Genomic DNA, 16,211 nt, shown 5'->3' on the forward strand with positions numbered 1-16,211 from the left:
CGGACCGGAGCGGTTGTCGTGGCCATGGCCGCGACCGCCGCGACCGCATCCGCCTTCGCCACCGCTCAGGCAGATGACCAGGCGTCAAGCACCGCTGCCTCGATCGACCGCCGGGACCCGGGGTCGGCCAAGGGCGACGACCACGACCTGGAAGGCCCGTTCAGCAAGCAGCAGGCCGAACAGCGCCAGGCTGCCCTGGAACAGGTCATATCCGGCGACAAGAAGGTCTCGTCGCGCGGAGGCTCCAAGGTCGTCAAGCTCGACAGCAACAAGTACGTCGAGCTCGGCCGTGAGAAGACCGACAAGATCTTCACCGTGCTGGTGGAGTTCGGCGACCAGGTCGACAACACGACCATGTACGACCCGGACGGCGCGGGCCCCAAGCCCGCCGTCAAGAAGTACGGCGGCACGCCGGGTCCGCTGCACAACACGATAGCCAAGCCGGACCCGAAGAAGGACAACAGCACCGCCTGGCAGGCCGACTACAACCAGGCCCACTTCCAGGAGCTGTACTTCGGCACGGGTGCGGGCAAGCACTCCCTGAAGACGTACTACGAGAAGACCTCGTCCGGCCGTTACTCGGTCGACGGTGAGGTCTCCGACTGGGTCAAGGTCCCCTACAACGAGGCGCGCTACGGCTCGAACTACTGCGGTTCGACCAACTGCGCCAACGCCTGGGACATGATCAAGGACGGCGTCAACGCCTGGGCCGCGGACCAGAAGGCCAAGGGCCGTACGCCGGAGCAGATCAAGACGGACCTGGCGCAGTACGACCAGTGGGACCGTTACGACTACGACAACGACGGCGACTTCAACGAGCCCGACGGCTACATCGATCACTTCCAGATCGTGCACGCGGGTGAGGACGAGTCGGCCGGCGGCGGCGTCGAGGGCACCGACGCCATCTGGGCGCACCGCTGGTACGCGTACGGCACCAACGCCGGCGCCACCGGCCCGGCCGAGAACAAGGCCGGCGGCACCCAGATCGGCGACACCGGCATCTGGGTCGGCGACTACACCGCGCAGCCCGAGAACGGCGGCCTGGGCGTCTTCGCCCACGAGTACGGCCACGACCTCGGTCTCCCGGACCTGTACGACACGACCAACACCGCCGAGAACTCGGTCGGCTTCTGGTCGCTGATGTCGGCGGGCTCCTGGCTCGGCACGGGCAACGGTGCCATCGGGGACATGCCCGGTGACATGACCGCCTGGGACAAGCTCCAGCTGGGCTGGCTGAACTACGCCGAGGCCAAGGCCGCGACGAAGTCCACCCACAAGCTGGGCGTGTCCGAGTACAACACCAAGGACAAGCAGGCGCTCGTCGTCGAGCTGCCCCCGAAGGCCGTCACCACCGCTGTCACGACGCCCGCCGAGGGCGCCAAGCAGTGGTGGAGCGACATGGGCGACAACCTCAGCAACACGCTGTCGCGCCCCGTCGACCTCACCGGCAAGACCAAGGCGTCCCTGGACCTCCAGGGCTGGTGGGACATCGAGGCCGACTACGACTACCTCTACACCGAGGTGTCCACCAACGGCGGCACCAGCTGGACCGCGATCGACGGCACCGCCGACGGTCAGCCGATCCCGCGCGACGCCAGTGACAAGCCGGCCCTGACCGACGTCTCCGGCAAGTACAAGAAGCTGTCGTACTCGCTGGACGCCTACGCGGGCCAGAAGATCGACATCCGCTTCCGCTACGCCACCGACGGCGGCGCGGGCGGCGTCGGCTTCGCGGCCGACACCATCTCGGTGACCGCCGACGGCACCGCGCTCTTCACGGACAACGCCGAGGGTGACGCCAACGGCTGGACCAGCAAGGGCTTCTCGCGGGTCGGCAAGTCGTTCGAGAAGGACTACCCGCAGTACTACCTCGCGGAGAACCGTCAGTACGTCAGCTACGACCAGACGCTGAAGACGGGCCCGTACAACTTCGGGTTCTCCACCACCCGTCCGGACTGGGTCGAGTACTACCCGTACCAGAACGGTCTGCTGGTCCAGCTCTGGGACACCTCCCAGAAGGACAACAACGTCTCGCAGCACCCGGGCCAGGGCCTGATCCTGCCGGTCGACGCGCACGCCAAGCCGCTGAAGTGGGCGAACGGCACGCTCATGCGCAACAAGATCCAGCCCTTCGACGCGCCGTTCAGCTGGTACCCGACGGACGGCTTCACGCTGCACCTGGCCGACCAGGCCGTGAAGGTCAAGCCGCAGCTCGGCGTCCCGGCCTTCGACGACCACACGGGCACCTACTGGTACAAGGAGAACCCGACCGGAAGCGTCAAGGTTCCTGACACCAACACCAGGATCACGATCGTCAGCGAGCCGCTCAGCGGCGACACGATGACCGTGCAGGTCGGTTCCTCGAAGAAGTAGAACCGCATCACCGCAGGTCACAGCATGATCGGCCGTCGCCCTCTAGCGGGCGGCGGCCGATCGTGTTTAGGTGCCCCTGTTCACTTTCTTATTGACACGATGTCTCACGGGGGAGCTCGTACGCATGGCAGGCGGAGGATTCAGCAAGCTGCCGAACGGCAGCGTGGTCGTCGCGATCACCCTGCCGGCCCCGGCGGACGGCCCCGGTCCGGGCACCCCCGTCCGGGTCCTGGTACACGCGGCGAACCGGCCCCGCGCCCTGACCCGGCTGCGGAACCTGGGCCTGCGCGCCGTCTACCTCCGGGGCAACGCCGAGCCGCCCACCCCGGACGAGATCACCGCGGTCCTGCACCACCCGGACGGCGTCCTGTGGCGCGCGAGACCCGGCTGCGCGCAGGAGCTCTGGCACCCCATCCGCGCCCTGCTGAACCCGGCCGTCCCGGCCCCGTAGGCCGCTCAGACGACCGGCTTGCCGGTCAGCGTCACGCCCGCGCCGCGCAGCTCGACCAGCGCCCGCTCCGTCGTCGCCTCGGCGACGCCCGCGGTCAGGTCCAGCAGCACCTGCGTGGCGAAGCCCTCGCGGGCGGCGTCCAGCGCGGTGGCGCGTACGCAGTGGTCGGTCGCGATGCCGACCACGTCGACCTCGCGGACGTCCCGCTCGCGCAGCCACTCGGCGAGCCCGGTGCCGTTCTCGTCCAGCCCCTCGAAGCCGCTGTACGCCGCCGCGTGGGCGCCCTTGTCGAACACCGTGTCGATGGCCCCGGAGGCGACCGCGGGGGCGAAATTGGGGTGGAAGCCCACGCCCTCCGTCCCGGCCACGCAGTGCGGCGGCCAGGAGTGCTCGAAGTCGGGCGCCGACGAGAAGTGGTCCCCGGGGTCGATGTGGTGGTCCCGGGTGGCCACCACGTACCGGTAGGCGGGCCGGCTCTCGCCGATCAGGTCGGTGATGGCGGCGGCGACATCGGCACCCCCCGTCACGGCGAGGCTCCCGCCCTCACAGAAGTCGTTCTGAACGTCCACGACGATCAAGGCGCGGTGCATGGTGGCTGTCCTTCGGGGAGTGGGGGAGCGGTACGGGGGACGGTCCCGAGCCTAGAGACTCCAGCGGTCCAATCAAGCGCGCCCGTCACGCACAATCAAGCCCGTCCGGCGCTTGAGGACAAAGCGGTCGGCCGGAGCGCCCGGGCCCCGCACCGCCCCGTCACACGTACTCCGTAGGGATGACCGCCTCGCCGCGCGACAACTGCATCGCCGACAACGGCAACCCCGCCCGCGCGGCGACATGCCGCTCACGCGCCGCGTCCAGCGGCTCGCGGGCGACCACCTCGCCGTCCCGGACCAGCTCCACCAGCAACTGCCGGCCGGCCAGCTCCTCCGGGACGGGCCCGGTGCCGATCACCTCGGCCTCGGCCACGCCCTCCTCGTCGAGCCGGCGCGCCGCCCACTTGCGGCCGCCCTTCGAGGACTTCGCGCCCATCGACTTCTTCGCGACCGGCCGCAGCTCGTCGGCCGGGTCGCCGGACCCCGCGCGGGCGACGAGCTTGTAGACCATCGAGCACGTCGGGTGCCCGCTGCCCGTGACGAGCTGCGTGCCCACCCCGTACGCGTCCACCGGCGCGGCGGCCAGCGAGGCGATGGCGTACTCGTCCAGGTCCGAGGTCACCACGATCTTCGTCCCGGTGGCGCCCAGCTCGTCCAGCTGCTGGCGCACCCGGTGGGCGACGAGCAGCAGATCGCCCGAGTCGATCCGTACCGCACCCAGCTCGGGCCCGGCGATCTCGACCGCCGTCCGGACCGCCTCGGCCACGTCGTACGTGTCCACCAGCAGCGTCGTACCCCGCCCCAGCGAGTCCACCTGCGCCCGGAACGCGTCCCGCTCCGAGTCGTGCAGCAGGGTGAAGGCGTGGGCACTCGTGCCGACCGTCGGGATGTTGTAGCGGAAGCCGGCCGCCAGGTCGGATGTGGTGTCGAAGCCGCCGATGTACGCGGCACGGGCCGAGGCGACCGCCGACAGCTCGTGCGTGCGGCGCGCGCCCATCTCGATCAGCCGCCGCCCGCCCGCCGCCGCCGACATCCGGGAGGCCGCCGCGGCGATCGCCGAGTCGTGGTTGAGGATCGAGAGGATCACCGTCTCCAGGAGCACGCACTCGGCGAACGAGCCCTCCACCCGCAGGATCGGCGAGCCCGGGAAGTACACCTCGCCCTCCGGGTAGCCCCAGATGTCGCCGCCGAACCGGTAGTCCGCCAGGTAGTCCAGCGTCGGCCCGTCCACGATCGCCTGGTCGCGCAGGAAACCGAGCATCTCCTCGTCGAAGTGGAAGTTCTCCACCGCGTCCAGGACCCGTCCGGTGCCCGCGACGACGCCGTAGCGCCGCCCCTCCGGCAGCCGGCGGGTGAACGCCTCGAAGACCGAGCGCCGCCCGGCCGTCCCGGCCTTCAGCGCGGCCTGCACCATCGTCAGCTCGTACTGGTCGGTGAAGAGCGCTGTCGACGGCACGCCGACCCGTCGCCCGAGGTCCGCAGAGTTCATGCCGGGGATGCTACCCCTATTTCGTCAGAGTGACGAGATGGGGGTCCCGGGGTGGGGCCGTTTGTGCGAGGGACCCCTGCGAGTGGCAGCATGGGACAGGTGAGCGTCGCCCCTGCAGAGATCACACGTCCCGAATCGGCCGAGGACCACCTCGTCGTCCCCGAGCCCGACGTCCCCTGGGTGACGCTGGTCCACAACGACCCGGTCAACCTCATGAGCTATGTGACCTATGTGTTCCAGGCGTACTTCGGCTACTCCAAGGACAAGGCGCACAAGCTGATGCTCGACGTCCACCAGAAGGGCCGTGCCGTCGTCTCCAGCGGCAGCCGCGAGGAGATGGAACGCGACGTCCAGGCCATGCACGGCTACGGGCTGTGGGCCACGCTCACCCAGGACCGCAACTAACACCGCAACGCCCCGCACGGCCCACCCGTACCGCCCGACCATCATCGGAGAGAACCCATGGCCGGCCACTTCGAGGCCACTCCCGGCGGCGGCGCGGCCGTCGCGCTCGACGAGGTGGAGATCGCGATCCTGCGCTCCCTCGCCGTCCAGCTGCTCGAACTCATCGGCCCCGGCGACGAGCCCGCCGAGGGCGAGGACCCGCTCGCCGCGCTCTTCGCCGAGGGGCCCAGCGAGCCGCCCACCGACCCGGCCCTGGCCCGCCTCTTCCCCGAGGCGTACGGCGACAAGGACGACGAACTGCGCGCCGCGTCCGCCGAGTTCCGCCGCTTCACCGAGAACGACCTGCGCACCCGCAAGCGCGAGGACGCGCTCGTCGTCGTCCGGACGCTCGACGCGCTCAACCTCGACGGTGACGCCGCCGTGCTCACCCTCACCGCCGACGAGTGCCGCAACTGGCTCGGCTCGCTCAACGACCTCCGGCTCACCATCGGCACCCGCCTCGACGTCGGCGACGAGGAGGAGGACGAGGGCAGCTCGCTCTACCGGCTCCCGGACAGCGACCCCCGAAAGCCCATGGTCATGGCCTACCTCTGGCTCGGCGCGCTCCAGGAAACCCTGGTCGAGACCCTGATGCCGTGACACCGGGTGCCTGCCCGGTCACCGCGTTCGCTCAACGGACACTCAAATCCGAATAACGATCGCGTCACCTGAACGGTCTTTTTTGCAGCGCCCGTTCCGCCTTGTCCGCTTTTAATTGTGGTGTGCGCCACAAAACGTCCGCCGGATCGCCGTTGCGCCCGTGATAAATCTTCACGACCACCCGGGAACGACACCCCTGTTCCCGGGTAGGCGCTATCAGCCGGTAACCACCGGCGGCACTCCATCCGTATCCGGGGGGATCAGGACCTGATCCGCGGCCGAAAGGCGCGGATCGGCGTGGAGAAAGGCGCAACCACATGACATCGGCGCAGATCGACGACAAGGGGCCGGACGGCCCGCACGCCGCAGCCGCGGATGCCAGCACTTCCGCCGAGGGCTACCAGAGAGCACTCGGCGCCCGCCAGATCCAGATGATCGCGATCGGCGGGGCCATCGGCACCGGGCTCTTCCTCGGCGCCGGAAAGGCCATCGCCAAGGCCGGGCCCAGCCTCATCCTGGCCTACGCCATCGCGGGCCTGGTCATCTTCTTCATCATGCGCGCGCTCGGCGAACTCCTCATGTACCGACCGGTCTCGGGCTCGTTCTCCGAGTACGCGCGCGAATTCATCGGCCCCTTCGCGGGCTTCGTCACCGGCTGGACGTACTGGCTCTTCTGGGTCGTCACCGGAATCACCGAAGTCACCGCGGCCGCCCAGTACATGACGTTCTGGTTCAACATTCCGCAATGGGTCTCGGCCCTGGTCTTCACCTTCATTCTGTACGGCGTGAACCTCATCTCCGTAAAGCTCTTCGGTGAGCTGGAGTTCTGGTTCTCGATGGTCAAGGTCACCGCCATCGTCGGCATGATCCTCATCTGCGCCGGAATCCTCACCCTCGGCTTCTCCGACGCCGGGGACACCGCGAGCGTCACCCATCTGTGGTCCGACGGCGGCTTCTTCCCGCACGGCGTCAAGGGCACCCTGATGACCCTGCAGATCGTGATGTTCGCCTTCCTCGCCGTCGAACTCGTCGGCGTCACCGCCGGTGAGTCCAAGGACCCCAAGACCGTCCTGCCCAAGGCCATCAACACCGTGCCCTGGCGCATCGCCGTCTTCTACGTCGGCGCGCTGATCATGATCCTCTCGGTGGTGCCCTGGACCGAGTTCTCGCCCGACGTCTCCCCGTTCGTGGAAGCCTTCAAGAAGATGGGCCTCGGCGTCGGCGCCGGAATCGTCAACTTCGTCGTCCTCACCGCCGCGCTCTCCTCCTGCAACTCCGGGATGTACTCCACCGGCCGCATGCTGCGCGACCTCGCGCTCAACGGCCAGGGCCCGAGGTTCTTCACCCGGCTCACCCGAAGCGGCACCCCGCTCATCGGCACCACGGTCTCCGCCGCCCTCATGCTCGTCGGCGTGTGGGTCAACTACCAGTGGCCCGGCGACGCCTTCACCTACGTCGTCTCCTTCGCCACGATCTCCGGCATGTGGGCCTGGATCATGATCCTGATCAGCCAGCTCCGCTACCGCCGCCTCGCCGACCGAGGACTGCTCCCGCAGTCCTCCTTCCGGGCCCCCGGAGCCCCGTACACCAGCGGCTTCGCGCTCGCGTTCATCGCCGTGGTCATCGTCATGATGGGCATCGACAAGGACACCAGGATCTCGCTCTACTGCGCCCCGCTGTGGGCCCTGATCCTCGGCGTCTCCTATCTGGTCCTGAAGTCCAGGAACCCGGAGGGCAAGGCGTTCGCGGAGCGCGTCAAGCGCTGATCCGTACGCCTCCCACCAGCGGCGTTTCACGATGCGGGCCCCCGCGTACCACTCCTCGGTACGCGGGGGCCCGTCGTCCTATCCTGGGCGCCATGCTGACCATCACCCAGACGCTGTACGACCAGATCGTCGCGCACGCCCGCGCCGACCACCCCGACGAGGCGTGCGGCGTCGTCGCCGGCCCCGCCGGCAGCGGACGCCCCGAGCGCTACATCCCCATGCTCAACGCCGCGCGCTCGCCCACGTTCTACGAGTTCGACTCCGCCGACCTCCTCAAGCTGTACCGCGAGATGGACGACCGCGACGAGGAGCCGGTGATCGTCTACCACTCGCACACGGCGACCGAGGCGTACCCCTCGCGCACCGACGTCACGTACGCCAACGAGCCCGGCGCCCACTACGTGCTGGTCTCCACCGCGGACACCGACGAGGCGGGCCCCTTCCAGTTCCGCTCGTACCGGATCGTGGACGGCGGGATCACCGAGGAGGAGGTCCTGGTCGTGGCGGCGTACCCGGCGGCCTGACCACCCCCGCAGCGGTGCGACAGGGCCGTGCGCACCCCGGCCCTGTCCACCCACCGAACGCCGACCATCCACCAGGTGAGATCACACTCCGAATCCCCGACCGGGAATCGATACGATGACCGCATGGTTCCCCATGACGTGAGTGACAAGACGCCGGGCTCGCTGCTCGTGGCGCGCCTGCACGTCGACCTGTGCCGCCTCTCCAGCGCGATCTGTACGAACCACCGGTCCGCCGGCCGCGCGGCCTGAGCGGGCCGTACCCGGGCGCCGCCGACCTGGCCGGGCGCCCACCGCACCACGTACCGACCCCGCGCGGGGGCAGAGCCGCACGCCCCACGCCCACCGCCACCACTCCGCTTCGACAGGAGCCCACGCCATGGCCATCGAGGTCCGCATCCCGACCATCCTCCGCACCTACACCGACGGCGCCAAGGCCGTCGAGGGCCAGGGGGACACCCTCGCCGACCTCTTCACGGACCTGGAGAGCCGCCACACCGGCATCCGGGAGCGGATCGTGGACGGCGAGCAGCTGCGCCGCTTCGTCAACGTCTACCTGAACGACGAGGACGTCCGCTTCCTGGACGGCATCTCCACCAAGCTCAGCGACGGCGACAGCATCACCATCCTCCCGGCCGTCGCCGGCGGCATGAACTGATGCGCTTCGACAGCCCGCTCGCCGCAGTGGGCAACACCCCGCTCGTCCGCCTGCCGCGGCTGTCACCCTCGGACGACGTCCGCATCTGGGCCAAGCTGGAGGACCGCAATCCCACCGGCTCGATCAAGGACCGCCCCGCGCTCCACATGGTCGAGCAGGCGGAGAAGGACGGCCGGCTCACCCCCGGCTGCACGATCCTGGAGCCCACCAGCGGCAACACCGGCATCTCGCTCGCCATGGCGGCCAAGCTCAAGGGCTACCGCATCGTGTGCGTGATGCCGGAGAACACCTCCCAGGAGCGGCGCGACCTGCTCGCCATGTGGGGCGCCGAGATCATCTCCTCGCCGGCGGCGGGCGGCTCCAACACCGCGGTCCGCGTCGCCAAGGAGCTGTCGGCGGAGCACCCGGACTGGGTGATGCTCTACCAGTACGGCAACCCGGACAACGCGGGCGCGCACTACGCGACGACCGGCCCGGAGATCCTCGCCGACCTCCCGTCGGTCACCCACTTCGTGGCGGGGCTCGGCACGACGGGCACCCTCATGGGCGTCGGCCGCTACCTGCGCGAGCACGTCGAGGGCATCAAGATCGTCGCCGCCGAGCCGCGCTACGACGACCTCGTCTACGGCCTGCGCAACCTGGACGAGGGCTTCGTCCCCGAGCTGTACGACGCCTCGGTCCTGACCACGCGCTACTCGGTCGGCTCCGCCGACGCGGTGACGCGCACCCGCGAACTCCTCCAGCAGGAGGGGATCTTCGCGGGCGTCTCCACGGGGGCGGCGTTGCACGCCGCGATCGGGGTGGGCAACAAGGCGGTGAAGGCCGGGGAGAGCGCGGACATCGTGTTCGTCGTGGCCGACGGGGGCTGGAAGTACCTGTCGACTGGCGTGTACACGGCGCCGACCACGGAGGCGGCGATCGAGACGCTGCACGGCCAGCTCTGGGCGTAACCCGTTTCCGGGGGCGCTGCCCCCGTACCCCCGCTGCTCAATCGCCGCAGGGGCTTGATTTTGCCCCCGTCGCCGCACACCCGCGGCGACGGGGGCTCTTTCGGCTGCGCCGCACGATCCAGCCCCGCCGGCGTTTGAGGCGCGGGGGCCGGGGCGGAGACCCGGTGCCACCCGAACCGGTGACAGCGCAGGTGAGTTCCCCCACAACGAGCCACCCCGAAGGAGCGACCCGCACTTTCGCGCCTTACGCTCAACAAACCGCACCGCGAGAACCGCACGAACCCTCCCCGTTCCCACGTCTCGGAGGTTCACGCTCCATGAAGCTCACCGTCGTCGGCTGCTCCGGCTCGTTCCCCTCCGCGGGATCGGCATGCTCGAGCTACCTCGTAGAGGCCGACGGCTTCCGGCTGCTCCTCGACATGGGCAACGGCGCCCTCGGCGAGCTGCAGCGCCATGTAGGTCTCTACGACCTCGACGCCATCTTCCTCAGCCACCTGCACGCCGACCACTGCATCGACATGTGCGCGTACTTCGTCGTCCGGTACTACCCGCACGGCGGCGACCGCCCCGCCCGCATCCCGGTCTACGGCCCCGAGGGCACCGAGCAGCGGCTCACCACCGCGCACGCGGACACCCCGTCCGACCACGCGATGAGCGAGGTCTTCGACTTCCACACGCTGAAGCCGGGCTGGTTCGAGATCGGCCCCTTCTCGGTGCGTACGGAGAAGCTCCGGCACCCCGTGGACACGTACGGCATCCGCATCGAGCACGGCGGCTCCTCGCTCACCTACTCCGGTGACACCGGCACCTGCGAGGCCCTGGACGAGCTGGCCGAGGGCACGGACCTCTTCCTCTGCGAGGCGTCCTTCGTGCACGGCAAGGAGGACATCCCGGACCTCCACCTCAACGGCCGGGAGGCCGGCGAGCTGGCGGCCCGGGCGGGCGTCGGCCGCCTGGTGCTCACGCACATCCCGCCGTGGACCGACGCGGAACGCAACCTCGCCGACGCCCGCGAGGTCTTCACCGGCCCGACGGAACTCGCGGCGCCGGGCGCGGTGTACGAATTCTGAGCGGTGCGCTCGTACGCGTACGACGAAGCCCTCACCTTCCGCCGGGAAGGTGAGGGCTTCGAGCTGTCGGGCCGGACCTACTTGGTCAGGTCCTCGATCTCCTCCTCGGGCTCACGGCCCGGGGTGGTGAGGTTGAACTTGGTGATGGCGAAGCGGAAGACCACGTAGTAGACCACCGCGAAGACCAGACCGATCGGGATGATCAGCCACGGCTTGGTCGCCAGGTTCCAGTTCAGCGCGTAGTCGATGAAGCCGGCCGAGAAGGTGAACCCGGCGTGGACGCCCAGCGCCCAGGTGACGGCCATCGAGATCGCGGTGAGGACCGCGTGGATCGCGTACAGCAGCGGCGCGATGAACATGAACGAGAACTCGATCGGCTCGGTCACACCGGTGACGAACGAGGTCAGGGCCAGGGAGACCATCATGCCCATGACGGCCTTGCGGCGCTCGGGGCGAGCGGAGTGCGCGATGGCGATGGCGGCGGCCGGGAGACCGAACATCATGATCGGGAAGAAGCCCGACATGAACTGACCGGCGGTCGGGTCGTGGGCGAAGAAGCGGTTCAGGTCACCGTGCACGACCGCGCCGGTGGCGTCCGTGAAGTCACCCAGCTGGAACCACGAGACCGTGTTGACGAACTGGTGCATACCGACGGGGATCAGCGCGCGGTTGATCAGACCGAAGAGGCCGGCACCGAAGGAGCCGAGACCGGTCATCCACTCGCCGAAGTTGGATATGCCCTCACCGATGGGCTCCCAGACCAGGCCGAAGAAGACACCGAAGATCACACCGACGAAGGCCATGATGATCGGGACGAGGCGGCGGCCGTTGAAGAAGCCGAGCCAGTCCACCAGCTTGGTGCGGTGGTACTTCTGCCACAGGATCGCGGTGACGAGACCCATCAGGATGCCGCCGAGGACACCCGGGTTGTTGTACGTCGCCGCCGTGTCCGCGCCCTTCTGGATCACCGCTTCGGTGACCGGGAAAGCCTTGAGCACGTTGCTGTACACCAGGAAGCCGACCAGCGCCGCGAGGGCGGTCGAGCCGTCCGACTTCTTGGCGAAGCCGATGGCGACACCGATGCAGAAGAGCATCGGAAGGTTGTCGAAGACCGCGCCGCCGGCAGTGGCGAACACGGAGGCGACCTTGTCCCAGCCCAGTCCGTCGTCACCGAAGACGTCGGGCTGGCCGAGGCGGAGCAGGATGCCTGCGGCCGGCAGCACCGCGATCGGCAGCTGCAGGCTGCGACCCACCTTCTGCAGGCCCTGGAACAGGCCGGAGCCCCGCTTCTTCGCGGGAGCCGCCGTAGCGGTGGCCGTACTCATCAACTTCCTCCAGTAAGCAAGGCGCCGCCGGGGACAGGGGGTTTTGGGTGGGCGACGACTCGAGAAACGTGTCGCGCGAAGCTTCGCGTGGTCTGGACCACTGAGTGGTGTAGACCAGTTGTAGCACGGTGAGGGTTAGATAAGGAACCTGCAATTTGCGACTACTTCACAGCAGCCACCGCATACGTACCGTGACATGCGAAAAGCCCCCGGACCGCATGGTCCGGGGGCCGCGCTCACAAGATCAGAGACCTTGCATAAAGCCTACTTCGTGAGGTTCCTCTCGATGTCCTCCTCCACCTCCTCGGGCTCGCGGCCCGGAGTCGGCAGGTTGAACTTGGTGATCGCGAACCGGAAGATCACGTAATAGATCACCGCGAAACAGAGCCCGATCGGGATGATCAGCCAGGGCTTCGTATCCAGATGCCAGTTGACGACGTAGTCGATCAGCCCCGCCGAGAAGCTGAACCCCGCGTGCACCCCCAACGCCCAGGTGATGCCCATCGACGCACCGGTCAGGAGCGCGTGCACCCCGTACAGCAGCGGCGCGACGAAGAGGAACGAGAACTCCAGCGGCTCCGTCACACCCGTCACGAACGACGTCAGCGCGACGGACAGCATCAGCCCGGCGACCTCCTTGCGCCGCTCCGGCCGCGCGGTGTGCGCGATGGCCAGCGCCGCCGCCGGCAGCCCGAACATCATGATCGGGAAGAAGCCCGAGGTGAACTGCCCGGCCGACGGGTCCCCGGCGAAGAACCGGGAGATGTCGCCCTGGACGGTGCCGCCGTCGCTCCCCGTGTACTCGCCCGCCTGGAACCAGAAGAACGTGTTCAGGAACTGGTGCATGCCGATCGGGATCAGCAACCGGTTCGCGAAACCGAAGATCGCCGCGCCCCAGGCGCCCAGGTCGATCAGCTGCTTGGCGAACGACGTCAGCGCGTCGCCCACCGGCTGCCACAGCAGCCCGAACAGCACGCCCAGGATCACGCAGAGGAACGCCATCAGGATCGGGACGAGCCGGCGGCCGTTGAAGAAGCCGAGCCAGTCGACCAGCTTGGTGCGGTGGTAGCGCTGCCAGACCACGGCCGTCAGCAGGCCGATGAGGATGCCGCCCAGCACGCCCGGGTTCTGCGGCATCCCGTCCGGGAGGTCCTTGGTCACCGAGCCGTCCACCGGGAACGCCGTCAGGACCCCCCGGTAGACCAGGAAGCCGACGACGGCGGCGAGCGCGGTCGAGCCGTCCGCCTTCTTCGCGAAGCCGATCGCGACACCGATGCAGAAGAGCAGCGGCAGGCCCAGCTCGCCGTCGAGGATCGCGGTCCCGCCGTTGAGGAGGACCTTCGCGAACTTGTCCCAGAACCGTCCGTGCAGGGAGGAGTCGAAGAGATTGCCGAGGCTGACCAGCAGGCCCGCCGCGGGCAGGACGGCCACCGGCAGCTGCAGGCTGCGGCCGACCTTCTGCAGGCCCTGGACCGGCCCGTTCCACCACTTCCGCTGCGGTAGCGCGGCCGCGTTCGAACTCATCGGCATCCTCCCGGAACACGCCTGGTTTGGCGGTCGTCGCATACTGGTGTAGACCAGTCGCGATACGGTGCGGAGCCCGGCCCGGAAGGCGGGGCGCCGGTGATCGTCATCATTGGGGACCGTGCGGTTGCCCGCCCGAGAAGTTGGGCCAACCGTGCGTTACCGTGACGAAACGGACCCATGGTGGGCCGTCACATGTACGTGAAGAACCAGGGAGAAGGCCATGGCCAGCAAGGCTGAGAAGATCGTCGCCGGGCTCGGCGGAATCGAGAACATCGAAGAGGTCGAGGGCTGCATCACGCGCCTCCGCACCGAGGTCATCGACCCCAGCAAGGTCGACGAAGCCGCGCTCAAGGCCGCCGGCGCGCACGGCGTCGTCAAGATGGGCACCGCGATCCAGGTCGTCATCGGCACCGACGCGGACCCGATCGCGGCCGACATCGAAGACATGATGTGACGACCGCCTGAACCCGTTGCCGCAGGCCCCGCCCACCCCGGGCGGGGCCTGCGGCGCACCCGGAAACCGGGGCCCCCGTCACCCGATAGGCTCGGCGCCATGTCTCGTATCGACGGCCGCACCGCCGACCAGCTCCGTCCCGTCACCATCGAACGCGGATGGAGCAAGCACGCCGAAGGTTCCGTGCTCATCTCCTTCGGCGACACCAAAGTCTTCTGCACCGCCTCCGTCACCGAAGGCGTGCCGCGCTGGCGCAAGGGCAGCGGCGAGGGCTGGGTCACCGCCGAGTACTCGATGCTGCCCCGCTCCACCAACACCCGCGGCGACCGCGAATCCGTACGCGGCAAGATCGGCGGCCGGACCCACGAGATCAGCCGGCTCATCGGCCGCTCGCTGCGCGCCGTCATCGACTACAAGGCGCTCGGCGAGAACACGATCGTCCTGGACTGCGACGTCCTCCAGGCCGACGGCGGCACCCGCACCGCCGCCATCACGGGCGCCTACGTCGCCCTCGCCGACGCCGTCGCCTGGGCCCAGGGCAAGAAGATCATCAAGCACGGCCGCAAGCCGCTGACCGGCACCGTCGCCGCCATCAGCGTCGGCATCGTGGACGGCACCCCGCTCCTCGACCTCTGCTACGAGGAGGACGTCCGAGCCGAGACCGACATGAACGTCGTCTGCACCGGCGACGGCCGCTTCGTGGAGGTCCAGGGCACCGCCGAGGCCGAACCCTTCGACCGTACGGAGCTCAACGCGCTGCTCGACCTCGCCACGGCCGGCTGCGTCGACCTCGCCAAGCTCCAGAACGAGGCGCTGGCCACCACGCTCGGCGCCTGAGCAGCCGAACCGAGAAGGTAAAGAGGCAACCAAGTCCCGCCCAGCGGCGTCGATACGCATACGGGCGCACGGGTCGAACCGTGCGCCCGTCCGCGTATCCGCATCCCGGGGAGGGACCACGCCATGGCCACGCGCCACCGGCTCCACCGCACCGCACTGGCCGTCACCGCCGTACTGATCACCGCCACCGCGGCGGCGGGCTGCGGCGCCCTCGACAAGACGCTCGACTGCGTCCGCACCGCCGACGCCATCGCCACCAGCGTCGACAACCTCCGCCAGGCGGTCTCCAACGCCTCCAGCGATCCCACCCAGGCGTCCGAGGCCCTGGACCAGATCCAGGAGGAGCTGGGCAACCTCGGCGACAAGACGGACGACGCCGACCTCTCCAAGGCCGTCGACGACCTCCGCTCCGGCGTCACCAACGTCCGCGACTCCATCGACAAGGGCGACGCGACCCCGGACATCACCCCGGTCACCGACGCGGCCGGCGAGATCGCCAAGGTCTGCACCCCGTGAGCCGGTGGGGCGGGTCCGGCGATACTGGACGCATGACCCGCCTCATCCTCGCCACCCGCAACGCCGGGAAGATCACCGAACTCCACGCGATCCTCGCCGACGCGGGCCTCACGTACGAGCTCGTCGGCGCCGACGCGTATCCGGAGGTCCCCGACGTCAAGGAGACCGGCGTCACCTTCGCGGAGAACGCCCTGCTCAAGGCCCACGCCCTCGCGCAGGCCACCGGTCACCCCGCGATCGCCGACGACTCCGGCCTCTGCGTGGACGTCCTCGGCGGCGCCCCCGGCATCTTCTCGGCCCGCTGGTCCGGCACCCACGGCAACGACCGCGCCAACCTGGACCTGCTCCTGGCCCAGCTCGGTGACATCTCCGACCCCCATCGCGGGGCCTACTTCGCCTGCGCGGCCGCCCTCGCCCTCCCGGACGGCACGGAACGCGTGGTCGAGGGCCGCCTGACGGGCACCCTCCGCCACACCCCCGCCGGCGCCTACGGCTTCGGCTACGACCCGATCCTCCAGCCGGACGACGAGACCCGCACGTGCGCGGAACTGACCCCGGCGGAAAAGAACGCGATCAGCCACCGGGGGAAGGCGTTCCGGGCGCTGGTACCGGTGGTGCGGGAGCTGGTGGGCTGACACAA

18 protein-coding genes are annotated in these 16,211 nt (G+C 69.1%); 14 read left to right on the plus strand and 4 right to left on the minus strand.

Features of this window, described 5'->3' with window-relative positions:
* Positions 1-24 precede the first annotated feature (24 nt).
* Complete coding sequence (locus OG867_RS20630) at positions 25-2,373, plus strand: immune inhibitor A domain-containing protein (protein WP_406291082.1); 2,349 nt, start codon at positions 25-27, stop codon at positions 2,371-2,373.
* Between the two features lie 124 nt (positions 2,374-2,497).
* A complete protein-coding gene (locus tag OG867_RS20635) occupies positions 2,498-2,824 on the plus strand; it encodes a hypothetical protein (protein WP_406287344.1) in 327 nt (108 codons plus the stop codon).
* Between the two features lie 5 nt (positions 2,825-2,829).
* On the opposite strand, the gene OG867_RS20640 is transcribed toward OG867_RS20635, so the two are convergent.
* Positions 2,830-3,414 (minus strand): nicotinamidase, encoded by a 585-nt coding sequence (locus tag OG867_RS20640; RefSeq protein WP_406287346.1) that lies wholly within the window; start codon positions 3,412-3,414, stop codon positions 2,830-2,832.
* A 160-nt stretch (positions 3,415-3,574) separates the two neighbouring features.
* Entirely contained in the window at positions 3,575-4,903 is a 1,329-nt protein-coding gene (locus tag OG867_RS20645; protein WP_406287348.1) for a nicotinate phosphoribosyltransferase, read from the minus strand.
* A 90-nt stretch (positions 4,904-4,993) separates the two neighbouring features.
* Here OG867_RS20645 and clpS point away from each other — a divergent pair, with 90 nt between their 5' ends.
* The 8 genes from clpS (at position 4,994) to OG867_RS20685 (ending at position 10,912) form a co-directional block, all read left to right on the plus strand.
* Positions 4,994-5,308 (plus strand): ATP-dependent Clp protease adapter ClpS, encoded by a 315-nt coding sequence (gene clpS / locus OG867_RS20650; protein ID WP_328900381.1) that lies wholly within the window; start codon positions 4,994-4,996, stop codon positions 5,306-5,308.
* A 57-nt stretch (positions 5,309-5,365) separates the two neighbouring features.
* Positions 5,366-5,947: a DUF2017 domain-containing protein gene (locus OG867_RS20655; protein WP_406287352.1), complete on the plus strand. Its 582-nt coding sequence runs from the start codon at positions 5,366-5,368 to the stop codon at positions 5,945-5,947.
* 317 nt (positions 5,948-6,264) lie between these two features.
* Positions 6,265-7,713, plus strand: coding sequence for an amino acid permease (locus OG867_RS20660; protein WP_406287355.1), 1,449 nt, complete (start codon positions 6,265-6,267; stop codon positions 7,711-7,713).
* A gap of 92 nt (positions 7,714-7,805) precedes the next feature.
* Positions 7,806-8,237, plus strand: coding sequence for a Mov34/MPN/PAD-1 family protein (locus OG867_RS20665; protein WP_406287357.1), 432 nt, complete (start codon positions 7,806-7,808; stop codon positions 8,235-8,237).
* 123 nt (positions 8,238-8,360) lie between these two features.
* Positions 8,361-8,486 (plus strand): putative leader peptide, encoded by a 126-nt coding sequence (locus OG867_RS20670; RefSeq protein ID WP_265547502.1) that lies wholly within the window; start codon positions 8,361-8,363, stop codon positions 8,484-8,486.
* A gap of 127 nt (positions 8,487-8,613) precedes the next feature.
* Positions 8,614-8,892 carry a MoaD/ThiS family protein gene (locus OG867_RS20675; RefSeq protein WP_328900376.1) on the plus strand — a complete coding sequence of 93 codons (279 nt, stop codon included), beginning with the start codon at positions 8,614-8,616 and terminating at the stop codon, positions 8,890-8,892.
* Positions 8,892-9,842, plus strand: a complete 951-nt coding sequence (locus tag OG867_RS20680; RefSeq protein ID WP_406287361.1) for a PLP-dependent cysteine synthase family protein — start codon at positions 8,892-8,894, stop codon at positions 9,840-9,842. Before OG867_RS20675 ends, OG867_RS20680 begins: the two co-directional genes overlap by 1 nt.
* A gap of 317 nt (positions 9,843-10,159) precedes the next feature.
* A complete protein-coding gene (locus tag OG867_RS20685; RefSeq protein WP_328900374.1) occupies positions 10,160-10,912 on the plus strand; it encodes an MBL fold metallo-hydrolase in 753 nt (250 codons plus the stop codon).
* A 77-nt stretch (positions 10,913-10,989) separates the two neighbouring features.
* On the opposite strand, the gene OG867_RS20690 is transcribed toward OG867_RS20685, so the two are convergent.
* Positions 10,990-12,237: a PTS transporter subunit EIIC gene (locus OG867_RS20690; protein WP_328900373.1), complete on the minus strand. Its 1,248-nt coding sequence runs from the start codon at positions 12,235-12,237 to the stop codon at positions 10,990-10,992.
* A 264-nt stretch (positions 12,238-12,501) separates the two neighbouring features.
* Positions 12,502-13,761: a PTS transporter subunit EIIC gene (locus OG867_RS20695; protein WP_406287364.1), complete on the minus strand. Its 1,260-nt coding sequence runs from the start codon at positions 13,759-13,761 to the stop codon at positions 12,502-12,504.
* A 223-nt stretch (positions 13,762-13,984) separates the two neighbouring features.
* Between OG867_RS20695 and OG867_RS20700 the strand changes: the two genes are divergently transcribed.
* The 4 genes from OG867_RS20700 (at position 13,985) to rdgB (ending at position 16,206) form a co-directional block, all read left to right on the plus strand.
* Positions 13,985-14,218 carry a glucose PTS transporter subunit EIIB gene (locus tag OG867_RS20700; protein WP_018517946.1) on the plus strand — a complete coding sequence of 78 codons (234 nt, stop codon included), beginning with the start codon at positions 13,985-13,987 and terminating at the stop codon, positions 14,216-14,218.
* 99 nt (positions 14,219-14,317) lie between these two features.
* Positions 14,318-15,055 carry a ribonuclease PH gene (rph, locus tag OG867_RS20705; protein WP_018105618.1) on the plus strand — a complete coding sequence of 246 codons (738 nt, stop codon included), beginning with the start codon at positions 14,318-14,320 and terminating at the stop codon, positions 15,053-15,055.
* Between the two features lie 123 nt (positions 15,056-15,178).
* Positions 15,179-15,571, plus strand: a complete 393-nt coding sequence (locus OG867_RS20710) for a hypothetical protein (RefSeq protein WP_406287368.1) — start codon at positions 15,179-15,181, stop codon at positions 15,569-15,571.
* A gap of 32 nt (positions 15,572-15,603) precedes the next feature.
* Positions 15,604-16,206, plus strand: coding sequence for an RdgB/HAM1 family non-canonical purine NTP pyrophosphatase (gene rdgB, locus OG867_RS20715; protein WP_406287370.1), 603 nt, complete (start codon positions 15,604-15,606; stop codon positions 16,204-16,206).
* The last annotated feature ends 5 nt before the right edge of the window (positions 16,207-16,211 follow it).

The sequence above is a fragment of the Streptomyces sp. NBC_00209 genome (assembly GCF_045206345.1).
Classification (GTDB): Bacteria; Actinomycetota; Actinomycetes; order Streptomycetales; family Streptomycetaceae; genus Streptomyces.